Raw genomic sequence first — 17,116 nt, forward strand, 5'->3', positions numbered from 1 at the left:
TGCCGAGCTGGATGGCCCCATCTTATTTGCAACCGCAGCTGCTAACCGCGGGTCGCACTGAGATATCGGGCAGTTGAAAAGCAAAAAATCGCCCGCATATAGGTTAGCAACCTGACTGACTTATGAATTTTTTAGTGGAGACGTTTAGATGGGCAAAATTATTGGTATCGACCTGGGTACTACCAACTCTTGCGTAGCAATTATGGATGGTGCCAAGGCACGCGTGCTGGAAAACGCCGAGGGCGACCGCACCACTCCTTCTATTATCGCATATACCCAGGACGGTGAAACTCTGGTTGGCCAGCCGGCTAAGCGTCAGGCAGTGACCAACCCTGAAAACACCCTGTTCGCCATCAAGCGCCTGATCGGCCGCCGCTTCCAGGATGAAGAAGCGCAGCGCGACAAAGCGATCATGCCTTACAAAATCATCGAAGCCGACAACGGCGACGCCTGGCTGGAAGTGAAAGGCCAGAAAATGGCTCCGCCGCAGATCTCTGCGGAAGTGCTGAAGAAAATGAAGAAAACGGCGGAAGATTACCTGGGCGAACCGGTAACTGAAGCGGTTATCACCGTACCGGCTTACTTCAACGACGCCCAGCGTCAGGCGACTAAAGACGCCGGCCGCATCGCGGGTCTGGAAGTCAAGCGCATCATCAACGAACCGACTGCGGCGGCTCTGGCCTACGGCCTGGACAAAGAAGTCGGCAACCGCACCATCGCGGTTTATGACCTGGGCGGCGGTACTTTCGATATCTCCATCATCGAAATCGACGACGTTGACGGCGAAAAAACCTTCGAAGTGCTGGCGACCAACGGTGACACCCACCTGGGCGGCGAAGACTTCGACAGCCGTCTGATCAACTACCTGGTGGAAGAGTTCAAGAAAGATCAGGGCATCGATCTGCGCAACGATCCGCTGGCGATGCAGCGTCTGAAAGAAGCCGCCGAGAAAGCGAAGATCGAACTGTCTTCCGCTCAGCAGACCGACGTTAACCTGCCGTACATCACTGCAGATGCGACCGGTCCAAAACACATGAACATCAAAGTGACTCGCGCCAAACTCGAGTCGCTGGTTGAAGATTTGGTGGCGCGCTCCATCGAGCCGCTGAAAGTGGCGCTGAAAGACGCAGGCCTGTCGGTTTCCGACATCCAGGACGTGATCCTGGTGGGCGGCCAGACCCGTATGCCAATGGTGCAGAAGAAAGTCGCAGACTTCTTCGGCAAAGAACCGCGTAAAGACGTGAACCCGGACGAAGCGGTTGCCGTGGGCGCTGCGGTACAGGGCGGCGTGTTGGCCGGTGATGTGAAAGACGTTCTGCTGCTGGACGTTACCCCGCTGTCGCTGGGTATCGAAACCATGGGCAGCGTGATGACGCCGCTGATCACCAAAAACACCACGATCCCGACCAAGCACAGCCAGGTGTTCTCTACTGCGGAAGACAACCAGTCTGCGGTCACCATCCACGTGCTGCAGGGTGAGCGTAAGCGCGCCAGCGATAACAAATCTCTGGGCCAGTTCAACCTGGACGGCATCCAGGCGGCACCGCGCGGCATGGCGCAGATCGAAGTCACCTTCGACATCGATGCCGACGGCATTCTGCACGTGTCTGCCAAAGACAAGAACACCGGTCGTGAGCAGAAGATCACCATCAAGGCGTCTTCTGGCCTGAACGAGGACGAAATCCAGAAAATGGTGCGCGACGCCGAGCTGAACGCTGAAGCTGACCGCAAGTTCGAAGAGCTGGTACAGACTCGCAACCAGGCGGATCACCTGATCCACGGCACGCGCAAACAGCTGGAAGAAGCGGGCGACAAACTGCCGGCGGAAGACAAAACGGCGATCGAAGCGGCGCTGAAAGATCTGGAAGCGGCGGTGAAAGGCGAAGACAAAGCCGAGATCGAAGCGAAGACCCAGGCGTTGGTGCAGGTTTCCGGCAAGCTGCTGGAAATGGCTCAGGCGCAGCAGGCTCAGCAGGGTGCTGACGCCGGCGCGGACAACGCGGCGCAGAAAGAAGACGACGTGGTTGACGCCGAGTTCGAAGAAGTTAAAGACAAAAAATAATCGCCCTTAAGCGGGCACGGGGCGGCGGAGATGCCGCTCCCGGAAACCAGCACGGGCGTCGAGGCAACTCTGCGCCCGTGCACGCATGTTAAGGGTAAGCGAAAGAATGGCGAAGAAAGACTATTACGAGATTCTCGGCGTCAGCAAGACGGCGGATGAACGTGAGATCAAAAAGGCGTACAAACGCCTGGCGATGAAATACCATCCTGACCGCAACCAGGAACAAGACGCCGAAACCAAGTTTAAAGAAGTTAAAGAAGCTTACGAAGTCCTGACCGACGACCAGAAACGCGCGGCTTACGATCAGTACGGGCACGCGGCCTTTGAACAGGGCGGCATGGGCGGTGGCGGCTTTGGCGGCGGCGCCGACTTCAGCGATATCTTTGGCGACGTGTTTGGCGACATCTTCGGCGGAGGCCGCCGTCAGCGCGCCAGCCGCGGTTCCGATCTGCGCTATAACATGGAGCTGACCCTCGAGGAAGCGGTACGTGGCGTCACCAAAGAGATCCGCATCCCGACGCTGGAAGAGTGCGACGTCTGCCACGGCAGCGGCGCCAAGCCGGGCAGTTCGCCGGTCACCTGCCCAACCTGTCATGGTCAGGGCCAGGTGCAGATGCGTCAGGGCTTCTTCACCGTGCAGCAGGCGTGTCCGCACTGCCATGGCCGCGGTCAGATCATCAAAGATCCGTGCAACAAATGCCATGGCCACGGCCGGGTAGAAAAATCCAAAACGCTGTCGGTGAAAATTCCGGCCGGCGTGGATACCGGCGATCGCATCCGCCTGGCGGGTGAAGGCGAAGCCGGCGAGCACGGCGCACCGGCGGGCGATCTGTACGTTCAGGTGCAGGTGAAGGCGCACCCGATCTTCGAGCGTGAAGGCAACAACCTGTACTGCGAAGTGCCGATCAACTTTGCCATGGCGGCGCTGGGCGGCGAGATTGAAGTGCCGACGCTGGATGGCCGGGTGAAACTGAAGGTGCCTTCGGAGACCCAAACCGGCAAGCTGTTCCGCATGCGCGGCAAGGGCGTGAAATCGGTGCGCGGCGGCAGCCAGGGCGACCTGCTGTGTCGCGTGGTGGTGGAAACCCCGGTCAATCTGAACGACAAGCAGAAGCAGCTGTTGCGTGAGCTGGAAGAGAGCCTTGGCGGCCCGTCCGGCGACAAGAACAGCCCGCGTTCGAAGAGCTTCTTCGACGGGGTGAAAAAGTTCTTTGACGATCTGACTCGCTAACCTTCTGTTTCTGTTAGCTTATGCGCGAACCCCGGGCTTCTGTCCCGGGGTTTTTATTTGCGCGCCAAACCGCTAATCCCTTATATAAATGTGACTTATTCGTGCTTTTTATCGGTTTTTTCGAGCTGTTTAGCATTTATAAACTTATTTTTTCGAACTAAAACGCCCTCTATACTCACTTCATGACTGTGCTTCGCAGGGCGCTACGCCTTGCTCAGATTTGGAGAGACGTATTGTGACCAACATCATTCGTCAATTTTTACGTCAGGAAGCCGCGGGCGGCATCATCCTGATCGCGGCGGCGATCGTCGCTTTGATCATGGCCAACAGCCCGGCGCAGGGGATCTACCAGGCATTCCTTAACCTGCCGGTGATGGTGAAGGTAGCTTCGCTGGAGATCGCCAAGCCGCTGCTGCTGTGGATCAACGACGGGCTGATGGCCATCTTCTTCCTGGTGGTGGGGCTCGAGGTCAAGCGCGAGCTGATGCAAGGCTCACTGTCCGGGCGTGACAAGGCGGTGTTTCCGGCGATCGCCGCACTGGGCGGCATGCTGGCGCCGGCGCTGATTTACCTGTTGTTCAACGGCGCGGATGAAGTTACCCGCCAGGGTTGGGCGATCCCGGCCGCGACCGATATCGCCTTCGCGTTGGGCGTGATGGCGTTGCTGGGCAACCGCGTGCCGACCAGCCTGAAAGTGTTCCTGTTGGCGCTGGCGATCATCGATGACCTGGGCGTGATCATCATCATCGCGCTGTTCTACACCCACGAAGTGTCGATGATCGCGCTGGGCGTGGCGGCCGCGGCGACGGTGCTGCTGGCGGTGATGAACTGGCGCGGCGTGGGCAAAACCTCGTTGTATATGATGGTCGGCCTGGTGTTGTGGGTGGCGATCCTCAAGTCCGGGGTGCACGCGACGCTGGCCGGGGTGATCGTCGGCTTTATGATCCCGCTGAACGTGAAGAAGGGGCTATCGCCGTCGGAAACGCTGGAGCATGAGCTGCACCCGTGGGTGGCGTTCATGATCCTGCCGCTGTTCGCTTTCGCCAACGCCGGGGTCTCTCTGCAGGGCGTATCGCTGGAGGGATTGACCTCGCTGCTGCCGGTTGGGATTGCGGCCGGTCTGTTTATCGGCAAGCCGCTGGGGATTTTCCTCTTCAGCCTGCTGGCGGTGAAAATGGGCATTGCCCGCTTGCCTGAGGGGATCGGCTTCAAACAGGTGTTTGCCGTTTCGGTGCTCTGTGGTATTGGTTTCACCATGTCGATTTTCATCGCCTCGCTGGCGTTCGGCGAGGCCGATGCGGCGCTCAGCACCTATTCCCGTCTGGGGATCCTGTTGGGCTCCACCGCCGCGGCGGTGGCGGGGTACGGATTACTGCGTCTGGCGTTGCCGCGCGTGCGTTAATCCTGCCGGTGCCCGGCAGGGGCGCACAATAAAATGGCTGGTCGGAGCTGTGCGGTATAAAATATGTGCAGCTTCGGCCGTTCTTCGTTGGGACTAATGGGGCTATACGTTGTCTGAAGCAGGGAAAGGAAGTTTGTCGCTCGTCACGGCACACCGTTTGCCGCTGCGAAACGTTGTTAAGGAGAGCCGCTCGTGAGGATGTCGCATATCAACTTTAATCACCTTTACTATTTCTGGCAGGTCTGCAAGGCCGGTTCCGTGGTCGGCGCCGCTGAAGCGTTGTTCCTGACGCCGCAGACCATCACCGGCCAGATCAAAGCGCTGGAAGAGCGGTTGGACGGCAAGCTGTTCAAGCGCCAGGGGCGCGGGTTGGTGCCTTCGGAGCTGGGGCAGCTGGTGTTCCGCTATGCCGACAAGATGTTCATGCTCAGCCAGGAAATGCTGGATATCGTCAACTACCGCAAAGAGTCCAACCTGTTGTTCGACGTCGGCGTGGCGGATGCGCTGTCGAAGCGGCTGGTCAGCCAGGTATTGGAAACGGCGGTGGTGGTGGACAACGAGCAGATCCACCTGCGTTGTTTTGAATCGACACACGAGATGCTGCTGGAGCAGCTCAGCCAGCACAAGCTGGATATGATCCTGTCGGATTGCCCGGTGGACTCCAGCCAGCAGGAAGGGCTGTTCTCGCTGAAGCTGGGCGAGTGCGGCATCAGTTTCTTCTGCCGCCAGCCGGCGCCGGAGTTGCCGTTCCCGGCCTGTCTGGAGCAGCGCAAGTTGCTGATCCCCGGCCGCCGCTCGATGCTGGGGCGCAAGCTGCTTAACTGGTTCAATACGCAGGGCATTCAGGTGGAGATCCTGGGCGAGTTCGACGATGCGGCGCTGATGAAGGCCTTCGGCATGTACCACAACGCGATTTTCGTGGCGCCGACGCTGTATGCGCAGGATACCTACAACGATGACAACGTGGTGGAGATTGGGCGCATCGACAGCGTGCAGGAGGAGTATTACATTATCTTCGCCGAGCGCATGATCCAGCATCCGGCGGTGCAGCGGGTGTGCAACAAAGACTTCTCGGCGCTGTTTTCCTGCTAGCGGTTCACTGAACGCAGGGCGTAAAAAAACCGGCCTGAGCCGGTTTTTTTATCAAGCAGATAACGAAATGCTTATTGCATTGCGTTGATGCGTGCAGTCAGGTTTGACTTATGACGCGCTGCTTTGTTTTTGTGGATCAGGCCTTTAGCTGCCTGACGGTCCACCAGTGGCTGCATTACCAGGAATGCATTTTGTGCTGCTTCTTTGTCGCCAGCTGCGATAGCTGCGTCTACCTTCTTGATGAAGGTACGCACCATTGAGCGACGGCTTGCGTTATGCTTGCGGCGTTTCTCAGACTGTACGGCGCGTTTCTTAGCTGATTTGATATTAGCCAAGGTCCAACTCCCAAATATATTCTATTGAGGACAATTCAAAGGCCGAGGAATATGCCCTTTTAGCCTTCGTTTGTCAATGGATTTGTGCAAATAAGCGCCGTTTGTACAGGCGGCACTCGCTACGTTGTGATGGCGCAGGATTTTACCAGCTTCGCTCTTGGGAATACAGTGTTTCGCGAGAAAATTCGCCAATGATTTGCCGCGGCGGGCGCAAGCCGTTGGCCGCGGTCGAGAATCGGCCCGGCGGCGCGGGATAAACTGCGGTGAAGCCGTTTCACGCGCAGATTATCTCCGGTATGGTATGTCTATTACATAAAGGCACCAATCGCGGGTTAACCTTACCGGCTGTACAAGGTATAATCCGCCGATTTCCACTGTTTTGAGCCAGCTATGGAGCTAATTCGCGGCATTCACAATATCCGGGCGCGCCACCATGGTTGCGTGCTCACCATCGGCAACTTTGACGGCGTACACCGCGGTCATCAGGCGCTGCTGGAGCAGTTGAAGCAACAAGGGCAACGCCTCGGGCTGCCGGTGATGGTCATGATCTTTGAGCCGCAGCCGCTGGAGATGTTCGCCGCAGACAAGGCGCCGGCCCGTTTGACGCGCCTGCGCGACAAGGCCAACTATCTGGCGCAGGCGGGCGTTGATTACCTGCTGTGCGTCAAGTTCGATCCGCGTTTTGCCGCCAACACCGCGCAGGCGTTCGTCGCCGAGCTGCTGGTGGAGAAGCTCGGCGTCAAATTCCTGATGGTGGGGGATGATTTTCGCTTTGGCGCCGGGCGTCAGGGCGATTTTCCGCTATTGCAGCAGGCCGGAAAAGAGTACGGCTTCGATGTGGTCAGCACCCCGACCTTCCGCGAAGGCGACCGGCGCATCAGCAGCACGGCGATCCGCACTGCGCTGAGCGAGGACGATCTGCCGCTGGCGGAGACCCTGTTGGGCCACCCGTACAGCATCTCCGGGCGCGTGGTGCACGGCGATGAGCTGGGCCGCACCATCGGCTTCCCGACCGCCAACCTGCCGCTCAAGCGCCTGGTGGCGCCGGTGAAAGGGGTGTATGCGGTGGAGGTGTACGGCCTGGGGCCGAAGCCGCTGCCGGGCGTGGCCAACATCGGCACGCGCCCGACCGTCGCCGGCGTGCGCCAGCAGCTGGAAGTGCATCTGCTGGATGTCACAATGGATCTTTACGGGCGCCATATTGAGGTGGTGCTCCGCGCAAAATTGCGCAACGAACAACGGTTTGCTTCGCTCGATGCCCTGAAGCAGCAAATCGCCAATGATGTGGTGACGGCCCGGAAGTTCTTCGGGTTAAAAACACTGGTTTAATCGTTTACCCTAAACAATTCGAGCCGCATCGCGGCGGCAACCGCGCGAACCCCGATGAGCTTGCACAGGCAAGTGATTCGGGTGAGAAAGGGCGGCCGACAAAGATGCAGCTTGAAGTGTGACGGGTAAATAGCCGAAAACGGAAACGAGAATCTCATGAGTGACTACAAGAATACCCTGAACTTGCCGGAAACAGGGTTCCCGATGCGCGGCGATCTCGCCAAGCGCGAGCCTGGCATGCTGCAACGTTGGTATGAACAGGATCTGTACGGGATTATTCGTACTGCCAAAAAGGGCAAAAAAACCTTCATTTTGCATGACGGCCCTCCGTATGCGAACGGCAGCATTCACATTGGTCACTCGGTTAACAAGATTCTCAAAGACATTATCATCAAGTCGAAAGGGATGGCCGGCTTCGACTCGCCTTATGTGCCGGGTTGGGATTGCCACGGCCTGCCTATCGAACTGAAGGTTGAGCAGCTGTACGGCAAACCGGGCGAGAAGCTGACGGCGGCCGAGTTCCGCCAGAAGTGCCGCGAATACGCGGCCGAGCAGGTTGAAGGCCAGAAGAAGGACTTCATCCGCCTGGGCGTGCTGGGCGACTGGGATCGTCCATACCTGACCATGGACTTCAAAACCGAAGCCAACATCATCCGCGCGCTGGGCAAGATCATCAGCAACGGCCACCTGCTGAAAGGCGCCAAGCCGGTTCACTGGTGCACCGACTGCGGCTCGTCGCTGGCGGAAGCGGAAGTGGAGTATTACGACAAGACTTCGCCGTCGATCGACGTATCCTTCCATGCGGCCGACGCGGCTGCCGTGGCGGCCAAGTTCGGCGTGAGCCACTTCAACGGCGCCATTTCGCTGGTTATCTGGACCACCACGCCGTGGACCTTGCCGGCTAACCGCGCGATCTCTCTGCACCCGGACTTCACCTATCAACTGGTGCAGGTTGACGGCCAATGCCTGATCCTGGCGGCCGAACTGGTGGAAAGCGTGATGAAACGCGCCGGCATCACCGAGTGGACGGTGCTGGGCAGCTGCAAAGGCGCCGATCTGGAGCTGCTGCGCTTCAAACACCCGTTCATGGACTTCGACGTGCCGGCAATCCTCGGCGAGCATGTGACCCTGGACGCCGGTACCGGTGCGGTGCACACAGCGCCGGGTCACGGCCCGGACGACTTCGTGATCGGCCAGAAATACGGCCTGGAAGTGGCCAACCCGGTAGGGCCGAACGGCTGCTACCTGACCGGCACCTACCCGCTGCTGGACGGCAAGTTCGTCTTCAAGGCCAACGATCTGATCGTCGATCTGCTGCGCGAGAAAGGCGCGCTGCTGCACGTCGAGAAGTTCCTGCACAGCTATCCGTGCTGCTGGCGCCACAAGACGCCAATCATCTTCCGCGCCACGCCGCAATGGTTCATCAGCATGGATCAGAAAGGCCTGCGTCAGCAGTCGCTGGAAGAGATCAAGGGCGTGCAGTGGATCCCGGATTGGGGCCAGGCGCGCATCGAAATGATGGTGGCCAACCGCCCGGACTGGTGCATCTCGCGTCAGCGCACCTGGGGCGTGCCGATGTCGCTGTTCGTGCACAAAGAGACCGAGCAGCTGCACCCGCGCACCGTTGAGCTGATGGAAGAAGTGGCCAAGCGCGTCGAGCAAGACGGCATTCAGGCCTGGTGGGATCTGGACGCGGCCGACATACTCGGCGCGGAAGCCGCCGACTACGTGAAAGTGCCGGATACGCTGGACGTGTGGTTCGATTCCGGTTCTACCCACGCCTCCGTTGTCGACGTGCGTCCTGAATTCAACGGCCACGGCGCCGACATGTATCTGGAAGGCTCCGACCAACACCGCGGCTGGTTCATGTCATCGCTGATGATTTCCACCGCGATGAAGGGCAAGGCGCCATACAAGGAAGTGCTGACCCACGGCTTCACCGTCGACGGCCAGGGCCGCAAGATGTCCAAGTCGATCGGCAACACCGTCAGCCCGCAGGACGTGATGAACAAGCTGGGCGGCGACATTCTGCGTCTGTGGGTGGCGTCGACCGATTACACCGGCGAGATCGCGGTGTCCGACGAGATCCTCAAGCGTTCCGCCGACTCTTACCGCCGCATCCGCAACACCGCGCGCTTCCTGCTAGCCAACCTTAACGGGTTCGAGCCAAGCACCGATTGCGTGGCGCCGGAAGACATGGTGGTGCTGGATCGCTGGGCGGTCGGCCGTGCGCTGGCGGCGCAGCAGGATATCGAGCAGGCTTACGCCAACTACGATTTCCACGAAGTGGTGCAGCGCCTGATGCAGTTCTGTTCGGTCGAGATGGGCTCCTTCTACCTGGATATCATCAAGGATCGTCAGTATACCGCCAAGAGCGACAGCGTCGCCCGCCGCAGCTGCCAGACCGCGCTGTATCACATCGTCGAAGCGCTGGTGCGCTGGATGGCGCCGATCATGTCGTTCACCGCAGACGAGATCTGGGGCTTCATGCCGGGCAAACGCGCGCAGTACGTGTTCACCGAAGAGTGGTACGACGGCCTGTTCGGGCTGGCGGAAGGCGAGCCGATGAACGACGCTTTCTGGGCTGAGCTGCTGAAAGTGCGCGGCGAAGTGAACAAGGTGCTGGAGCAGGCGCGTGCGGACAAACGCCTCGGCGGTTCGCTGGAAGCGGCGGTGACGCTGTATGCCGACAGCGAGTTGGCGGCGCGTCTGAACAGCCTGCAGGATGAGCTGCGCTTTGTGCTGCTGACCTCTGCGGCAAGCGTTGCGCCATTGGCGGAGGCGCCGGCCGACGCGCAGGCCTCCGAGCTGCTGAAAGGGCTGAAGATCGCCTTCAGCACGGCGCCAGGTGAGAAGTGCCCGCGCTGCTGGCATTACACCACCGATATCGGCCTGGTGGCGGAGCATGCAGACATCTGCGGCCGCTGTGTGAGCAACGTCGCCGGTGACGGCGAGAAGCGTAACTTTGCCTGAGAACTTGCGCCTGATGAGTAAACCAATTTGTTCGACCGGCCTGCGTTGGCTGTGGGTTGTAGTGGCGGTGCTGGCGCTGGATTTCGGCAGCAAACAGTGGATCCTCGCTAACTTTACGCTGGGCCAGTCCCAGCCGTTGATCCCGTCGTTCAACCTGTTTTACGCGCGCAACTACGGCGCCGCGTTCAGCTTCCTGGCCGATCATGGCGGTTGGCAACGCTGGTTCTTCGCCGGCATCGCCATCGCCATCGTCGCGGTGCTGCTGGTGATGATGTACCGCAGCGCGGCGCAGCAGAAGCTGAACAACATCGCCTACGCCTTTATCATCGGCGGGGCGTTGGGCAACCTGTTCGATCGCCTGTGGCACGGTTTCGTGGTCGATTTCATCGACTTTTACGTCGGTGACTGGCACTACCCGACCTTCAATCTGGCGGACAGCTTTATCTGCGTGGGCGCGGCGATGATCGTGCTGGAAGGTTTCCTGTCGCCGGCGAACAAAGGCGCAAAGAGCAAAGGTGAGTAATATGACGGCTCAGGTTATCAGTGACAGCGCGGTGCTGGTTCACTTTACGCTGAAACTGGAAGACGGTTCGACCGCCGAATCCACCCGCAGCAGCGGCAAACCGGCGCTGTTCCGCCTGGGTGACGGCAGCCTGTCGGCGCCGCTGGAAGAGCAGTTGCTTGGCCTGCGCGCGGGCGACAAGCGCGCCTTTACCCTGCAGCCGGAAGCGGCGTTCGGCGCGGAGAACCCGGATCTGGTCCAGTTCTTCTCGCGCCGCGACTTCGCGGAAACCGGCGTGCCGGACGTGGGCACCATCATGCTGTTTACCGCGATTGACGGCAGCGAAATGCCGGGCGTGGTGCGCGCGGTGGCGGAAGATTCGATCACCGTCGATTTCAACCATCCGCTGGCGGGCCATCCGGTGACCTTCGACATCGAAGTGCTGGAGATCGATCCGCAGCAGGAGGAGACGCATGCAAATATTGCTGGCTAACCCGCGCGGCTTCTGCGCCGGGGTTGATCGTGCGATCAGCATCGTGGAACGCGCGCTGGAGCTGTATGGCGCGCCGATCTACGTACGGCATGAAGTGGTGCACAACCGCTACGTGGTCGACAGCCTGCGTGAGCGTGGCGCCGTGTTTATCGAAGAGATCGCCGAAGTGCCGGACGGCTCTATCCTGATCTTCTCGGCGCACGGCGTGTCTCAAGCCGTGCGCGCCGAAGCCAAGGCGCGCGATCTGACCATGCTGTTCGACGCCACCTGTCCGCTGGTGACCAAGGTGCATATGGAAGTGGCGCGCGCCAGCCGCCGCGGTACCGAAGCGATTCTGATCGGCCATGCCGGGCACCCGGAGGTGGAAGGCACCATGGGCCAGTACAGCAACCCGCAGGGCGGCATGTACCTGGTCGAATCGCCGGAAGACGTGTGGAAGCTGCAGGTGAAAGACGAAAACAACCTGTGCTTCATGACGCAGACCACGCTGTCGGTTGATGATACCTCGGACGTGATCGACGCGCTGCGTCAGCGCTTCCCGAGCATTATCGGTCCGCGCAAGGATGACATTTGCTACGCCACCACCAACCGTCAGGAAGCGGTGCGTAACCTGGCCGGCGATGCGGACGTGGTGCTGGTGGTGGGGTCGAAGAACTCTTCCAACTCTAACCGTCTGGCCGAACTGGCGCAGCGCGTGGGCAAACCGGCTTATTTGATCGATTCGGCGGCGGATATTCAGGAAAGTTGGCTGAGCGAAGCGCGCAACATCGGCGTCACCGCCGGCGCTTCGGCGCCGGACGTGCTGGTGCAGGAGGTGATCTCTCGCCTGAAAGCGCTGGGCGGCGTCGACGTGCATGAAATCAGCGGGCGTGAAGAGAACATCGTGTTCGAAGTGCCGAAAGAGCTGCGCGTGGACGTCCGGCAGATTGACTGAGGTGCGTGAGTGAATGACAACGGGGAGCTTAGGCTTCCCGTTTTTTTTGGGAATGCCAACGGCATTAAAAATAAAATGCTGAGCATATTCAAATTTTCTGCTAACTAAAGCCAAATTTATTCTGAGTATTTGAAATAGCGGTGGCGTCATTAATTATATAGGCTGAATGAAGTCATTAAATAGAATATCATTAGGCTGCAATCTAAATAGGGCCTGGTGTCGTCAACGTGATTACAATAATTACAATAGTAGTCTTGCAGATGTTTCTTATTTTATTCTTGTCGAATCTGTTCTAGGTCGTTTAATCCTTTCTCCTTTAAATAGAGCTTCATATGCTCCAGCAATCGCCGGACTTTTAATGGCTGGATCTCCCGTCGCGGCATAATGGCATAGCAATTAATTTCCGGTAATCGCCAGTCGGGCAATATTTCAATCAGCTCGCCGCTGCGCAACTCTCGCTCGACGTTGGCGAAGAAATTGCGAATGATGCCTTTGCCGGTCAGCGCCAGCTCCTTCATCGCCATGCCGCTGTTGGTGAACAGTCGCCCGGTCATGCGCATGCGGTGCTCGCCGCCGTCGCGATGGATCAGGCGAACAAACTGCGGATTGCCGAGCGGCGTAAAGGTGACCCAGTGATGTTGCGTCAGCGCCTGCGGCGAATCCGGCACCCCGTAGTTCGCCAGGTAGGCCGGGGAGGCGCACAGGACTTCGCGGCAGCGCGCCAGCCGCGTGGAGACGTAGCTGGAGTCAGCCAGCGCGCCGCCGCGTATCGCCAGATCGATGCGTTGCGCGATGAGGTCTATTCTCTCATCGTGGATTTCCAACCGCAGCGTGATGCGCGGGTGTTCGTCGAGGAAGCTCTGCAGCGCCGGCACCAGATAATGGGTGGCGAATTCGGTCGAGGTGGCGACGCGCAGTTCACCGACCAGCTCGCCGCGCAGCGCGGCGATCCGCTGTTGCCCGCGCTCGGCGGCGTGGATCATCAACAGACAATCTTCATAAAAGCACAATCCGGCTTCGGTCAGGCTCAATGAACGCGTCGATCGCAACAGTAATTGAATACCCAGATGTTCCTCCAGCTGGCGAATATGCTGGCTGACGGCCGATGTCGTCATGCCCAATTCTTTTGCCGCCATGCTGAATGCGCCACAATCGACCACTTTTGAGAAAATGGCCATGCGTTTTAAAATATTGCTCATAGTTTGTTAAGCACAACTTAACCTAGATTGTGAATTATACGGGCTAATAATATAGCACCATCTTTCCTATATTGCCTGAAGCATATAAACGCCGGGCTGATTATTATTTTGCATGCGCTTTATCTCTTTTTGATAAATCTTATTGCGCTTGCCAATAATACACCCGCGCCACATCGCAACAGGAGCTCATTGTGGATAGCGCACAGAAAAAAGAAGAGATAGCATTAAAAATCCTACGTGAATTATTGCAATATCGACGTCGTCTCATCGCCGACGATGCTTCTCTGGCTGAAGAGGAGCGGCAGGTCACTCAGGTGCAATTGCCGCGCATTCGGGCATTCATTGAAAACGACCAGCGCATCGAATTCGTGCTGCCGGCTTTTCCGACCAAGTCACCCAACGCCAATAAAGTGATAGGCGCGGTGCCGGACATGGCGGAGCGGCTGTCGCTGATCTTCCTCAACTCGCTGTGCCAGCGCATTCAACTCTATTACCCGCCGGGCGCGCATATCGTTATCTGTTCCGACGGCCACGTGTTCGGCGATCTGATCCGCGTCAGCGACGAAGCGATCAACCATTATCAACGTGAGATTGAAAGCCTGCTGCATGAAGTGGGCGCAACCCACCTGAGCGTGTTCAACCTCGGTGATGTCAAAGGCCTGGCGGAGCATACCGATGACTACGATCTGCTGCGCCGGCTGTTGGTGGACGGTTATGCCGAATCGGAAGAGGCGATCAAGCGCCAGCTGATGCAGGACGAGCAGGGATTAATGCTGTATCGCGCCATCACGCGCTTCTTATATGAAGACAGCCTCCTGCCGGGCTACAGCGGTTCCAACGCCGCGCTGCAAAAAGACGCCAAACGGCGCGCCTGCGGCGTTATCCAGCGCAGCTGGGCCTGGGGCAACCTGCTGGCCCAGCATTTCCCGGCGGCGATCCGCCTGTCGATTCACCCACAGCCGGCCGACAGCCTGAAGATAGGCATCCACATGATGCCGACCAAAGACGACTGGCTGACACCGTGGCATGGCGTGGCGGCCAACGTGAACGGCCAGTTCGTGCTGATGAAGCGTAAAGACGCGCAGAGCCTGGACGGCGAGTTGGTTGAGATCCGCGGCACGCCGAGCCATTACCTGATCGAACAACCGCAGATGGCCTGAGGCCGCTGCATGCTTTTGCGCCCGAAATCCTGACGGGCGCCTTTTTGACGGCACGTTGCCGTGTGAGCAGCACATTCGATGCAAGGAGAATCACCATGAACAACCAACCACTTAATTGCCACATTCAACCGAACACCCCGTTCGGCGCGATCCTGACGCCGCAGCATCCGGGGCAAAAGGTCAGCGAGCTGCCGGTGGCGGCGCTGCGAGCGCTGGCGCAGGAGCACCACTTGCTGGTGCTGCGCGGATTCGACTCCGGTTTCAGCGAGCCGGAAGTCCTGACTCGCTATGCCGAACAGTGGGGCGAGATCATGATGTGGCCGTTCGGTGCGGTGCTGGACGTGAAGGAACATCCGGACGCCAAGGATCATATCTTCGACAGCAGCTACGTCCCGCTGCATTGGGATGGCATGTATAAGCCGACCATCCCCGAGTTCCAGTTATTCCACTGCGTGGCGGCGCCGTCGCCGGACGAAGGCGGATGTACCACCTTCGTCGACACCACGCGCTTGCTGGCCAATGCGGACGAAGCGTTGCTGGAGCAGTGGCTGTCGGTGTCTATCACCTACCGCATCAAGCAGGTGCTGCACCACCAGCGGCGAAGTCTGTTCGCCGCTGGTGGTGCAGCACCCGAACGGCAGAGGATTGATCATGCGCTACAATGAACCGCCGACGGAGGGAAAAAAATTCCTCAACCAGCATGCGCTGGAATATCACGGCGTGCCGGCGCAGCAGCAGGAACAGTTCCACCGTACTCTGCAGCAGCACCTGTACGATCCGCGTCACTATTATGCCCACCAGTGGCAACAGGGTGACGTGGTGGTCGCGGACAACTTCTCGCTGCTGCACGGCCGCGAGGGCTTTACCGCCCGTTCCGCGCGTCATTTGCAGCGCGTGCATATTCAAAGCAATCCGGTGTGCGCCAATCTGGCGCTGAAGCCGGCCAACGCAGAAGCTTAAAAGGAGCATTATGGCAAGGATACTGATGGCGGCGGTCGCCACTCCGGGGCACGTCTACCCGATGTTAGCCATCGCTCGCCACCTGATCGCCCAAGGGCATCAGGTGCGGGTGATGACCGGCGCGCTGTTCCGCGAACGCGCCGAAGCGGCTGGGGCGAGCTTCGTGCCGTTCGACGCGCAGGTGGACTTCGACTATCGCCACCTGGAGGCGCATTTCCCCGAGCGCGCCGCGCTGCCGCCGGGCAATGCGCAGATGGCGCTGGCGCTGAAAGATTTCTTCGCCGCGCCGATCCCACTGTTGGATCGTCAGCTGCGTGCGGCCATCGCCGCCGAAAAGACCGATCTGCTGATGGTGGAGAACTGCTTCTACGGCGTGCTGCCGCTGCTGCAGTCCGCCGAACGGCCGCCGGTCTTCGGGATCGGCGTCACGCCGCTGTCGTATTCTTCGCGCGACGCCATTTTCTATGGCCCGCGCATCCCGCCGGCGCTGCTGCCGCGGGCGCTGACCCGCGAGCAATTGGTGGATGAAGCGACGCGGGTGTTGCTTGATGAGGTGCAGCAAAGCTTTGATACCGCGCTGGTGCAAGCGGGCGGGCGGTCGCTGAATCGCCCGTTTACCGATGCGTTGATCGGCGGCTGCGAGCGTTTCCTGCAGTTGGCCACCACGGCGCTGGAATATGAGCGCGACGACCTGCCGAGCGGCGTGCGCTTCGTCGGGCCGCTGCGCAGCGGTGGTCAACCGGCCGCGGAAGAGGCGCTGTGGGAGGAGGACGATCGTCGGCCGCTGGTGATCGTGTCTCAGGGCACGCTGGCCAATGTCGATCTGCATCAGCTGATCGTGCCGACGCTGCAGGCGCTGGCGCATCTGCCGGTGCGGGTGTTGGCCACCACCGGCGGGCGGGCGACCGAAGGGCTGATGGACGCGTTGCCGGACAACGCCCGAGTGCGGGCGTTCATCTCCTTCGAACACTGGTTGCCGCAGGCGGCGCTGCTGATCACCAACGGCGGTTACGGCTCGATCAACTATGCGCTGGATAGCGGTGTGCCGCTGATTGTCGCCGGCACCGGTGAGGACAAGCTGGAGGCGGCCGCGCGCGTGGTGGCCGCCGGTTGCGGCATCAGCCTGCATACCAGCACGCCAAGCGCGGAACAAATACTGGCGGCAGCGACGCGCATTCTGCAACAGCCGATCTATCGCCGGCGCGCGGCGCTGGTGCAGGAGGACTATGCTCGCCACGATGCGCTGACGGCGATAGCCAACGAAGTGGCCGCCATTACCGCTTGACCCCGCCGCACTCCGTTCCTCAGGCGCCGTTTTCGGCGCCTTTTTTCTGCATTTTTTTGCAATGAAAACTGCATGATTATGTACAATCGTCGCAGGCCGCCAAATCGGTTGAATGTTAATCTCACGACAGCGCCGCTGATGAAAGAAGCGCAATATCAT

13 protein-coding genes and 1 pseudogene are annotated in these 17,116 nt (G+C 59.4%); 12 read left to right on the forward strand and 2 right to left on the reverse strand.

Annotation, left to right across the window (positions count from 1 at the left end):
- The first annotated feature begins 148 nt into the window (after window positions 1-148).
- The 4 genes from dnaK to nhaR all read left to right on the forward strand — a co-directional run bounded on the left by dnaK (window position 149) and on the right by nhaR (window position 5,787).
- Entirely contained in the window at window positions 149-2,062 is a 1,914-nt protein-coding gene (gene dnaK, locus ACUTQY_RS14670; RefSeq protein ID WP_033641815.1) for a molecular chaperone DnaK, read from the forward strand.
- A 106-nt stretch (window positions 2,063-2,168) separates the two neighbouring features.
- A complete protein-coding gene (dnaJ, locus tag ACUTQY_RS14675) occupies window positions 2,169-3,293 on the forward strand; it encodes a molecular chaperone DnaJ (protein ID WP_004932969.1) in 1,125 nt (374 codons plus the stop codon).
- A gap of 235 nt (window positions 3,294-3,528) precedes the next feature.
- Window positions 3,529-4,695 (forward strand): Na+/H+ antiporter NhaA, encoded by a 1,167-nt coding sequence (gene nhaA, locus ACUTQY_RS14680; protein WP_033641816.1) that lies wholly within the window; start codon window positions 3,529-3,531, stop codon window positions 4,693-4,695.
- Between the two features lie 192 nt (window positions 4,696-4,887).
- Window positions 4,888-5,787, forward strand: coding sequence for a transcriptional activator NhaR (nhaR, locus tag ACUTQY_RS14685; RefSeq protein WP_004932962.1), 900 nt, complete (start codon window positions 4,888-4,890; stop codon window positions 5,785-5,787).
- A gap of 71 nt (window positions 5,788-5,858) precedes the next feature.
- Here the strand turns inward: nhaR and rpsT are convergent, their stop codons facing one another.
- Window positions 5,859-6,122, reverse strand: a complete 264-nt coding sequence (gene rpsT / locus ACUTQY_RS14690) for a 30S ribosomal protein S20 (RefSeq protein ID WP_004932960.1) — start codon at window positions 6,120-6,122, stop codon at window positions 5,859-5,861.
- 390 nt (window positions 6,123-6,512) lie between these two features.
- On the opposite strand from rpsT, the gene ribF reads away from it, so the two are divergent.
- The 5 genes from ribF (at window position 6,513) to ispH (ending at window position 12,353) form a co-directional block, all read left to right on the forward strand.
- Window positions 6,513-7,451, forward strand: coding sequence for a bifunctional riboflavin kinase/FAD synthetase (gene ribF / locus ACUTQY_RS14695; protein ID WP_033641228.1), 939 nt, complete (start codon window positions 6,513-6,515; stop codon window positions 7,449-7,451).
- 156 nt (window positions 7,452-7,607) lie between these two features.
- Complete coding sequence (ileS, locus tag ACUTQY_RS14700; protein WP_033641818.1) at window positions 7,608-10,424, forward strand: isoleucine--tRNA ligase; 2,817 nt, start codon at window positions 7,608-7,610, stop codon at window positions 10,422-10,424.
- 13 nt (window positions 10,425-10,437) lie between these two features.
- A complete protein-coding gene (gene lspA, locus ACUTQY_RS14705; RefSeq protein WP_025301524.1) occupies window positions 10,438-10,947 on the forward strand; it encodes a signal peptidase II in 510 nt (169 codons plus the stop codon).
- Between the two features lies 1 nt (window position 10,948).
- Window positions 10,949-11,419 carry an FKBP-type peptidyl-prolyl cis-trans isomerase gene (gene fkpB, locus ACUTQY_RS14710; protein ID WP_016929135.1) on the forward strand — a complete coding sequence of 157 codons (471 nt, stop codon included), beginning with the start codon at window positions 10,949-10,951 and terminating at the stop codon, window positions 11,417-11,419.
- Window positions 11,400-12,353, forward strand: coding sequence for a 4-hydroxy-3-methylbut-2-enyl diphosphate reductase (gene ispH / locus ACUTQY_RS14715; RefSeq protein ID WP_033641819.1), 954 nt, complete (start codon window positions 11,400-11,402; stop codon window positions 12,351-12,353). The genes fkpB and ispH overlap by 20 nt, the downstream gene beginning before the upstream one ends.
- A gap of 272 nt (window positions 12,354-12,625) precedes the next feature.
- Here ispH and ACUTQY_RS14720 read toward each other — a convergent pair whose 3' ends face one another.
- Window positions 12,626-13,552: a LysR family transcriptional regulator gene (locus tag ACUTQY_RS14720; protein WP_033641820.1), complete on the reverse strand. Its 927-nt coding sequence runs from the start codon at window positions 13,550-13,552 to the stop codon at window positions 12,626-12,628.
- Window positions 13,553-13,743: 191 nt separating this feature from the next.
- Here ACUTQY_RS14720 and pvcA point away from each other — a divergent pair, with 191 nt between their 5' ends.
- The 3 genes and pseudogenes from pvcA to ACUTQY_RS14735 all read left to right on the forward strand — a co-directional run bounded on the left by pvcA (window position 13,744) and on the right by ACUTQY_RS14735 (window position 16,957).
- The gene (pvcA, locus tag ACUTQY_RS14725; RefSeq protein ID WP_004932937.1) at window positions 13,744-14,712 is read left to right on the forward strand and encodes an L-tyrosine isonitrile synthase; all 969 of its coding nucleotides are present in this window, start codon (window positions 13,744-13,746) and stop codon (window positions 14,710-14,712) included.
- Between the two features lie 95 nt (window positions 14,713-14,807).
- Window positions 14,808-15,672, forward strand: a pseudogene (locus tag ACUTQY_RS14730) (TauD/TfdA dioxygenase family protein).
- A gap of 25 nt (window positions 15,673-15,697) precedes the next feature.
- Window positions 15,698-16,957 carry a glycosyltransferase gene (locus tag ACUTQY_RS14735; RefSeq protein WP_342188256.1) on the forward strand — a complete coding sequence of 420 codons (1,260 nt, stop codon included), beginning with the start codon at window positions 15,698-15,700 and terminating at the stop codon, window positions 16,955-16,957.
- The last annotated feature ends 159 nt before the right edge of the window (window positions 16,958-17,116 follow it).

The sequence above is a fragment of the Serratia sp. TSA_130.1 genome (assembly GCF_052691795.1).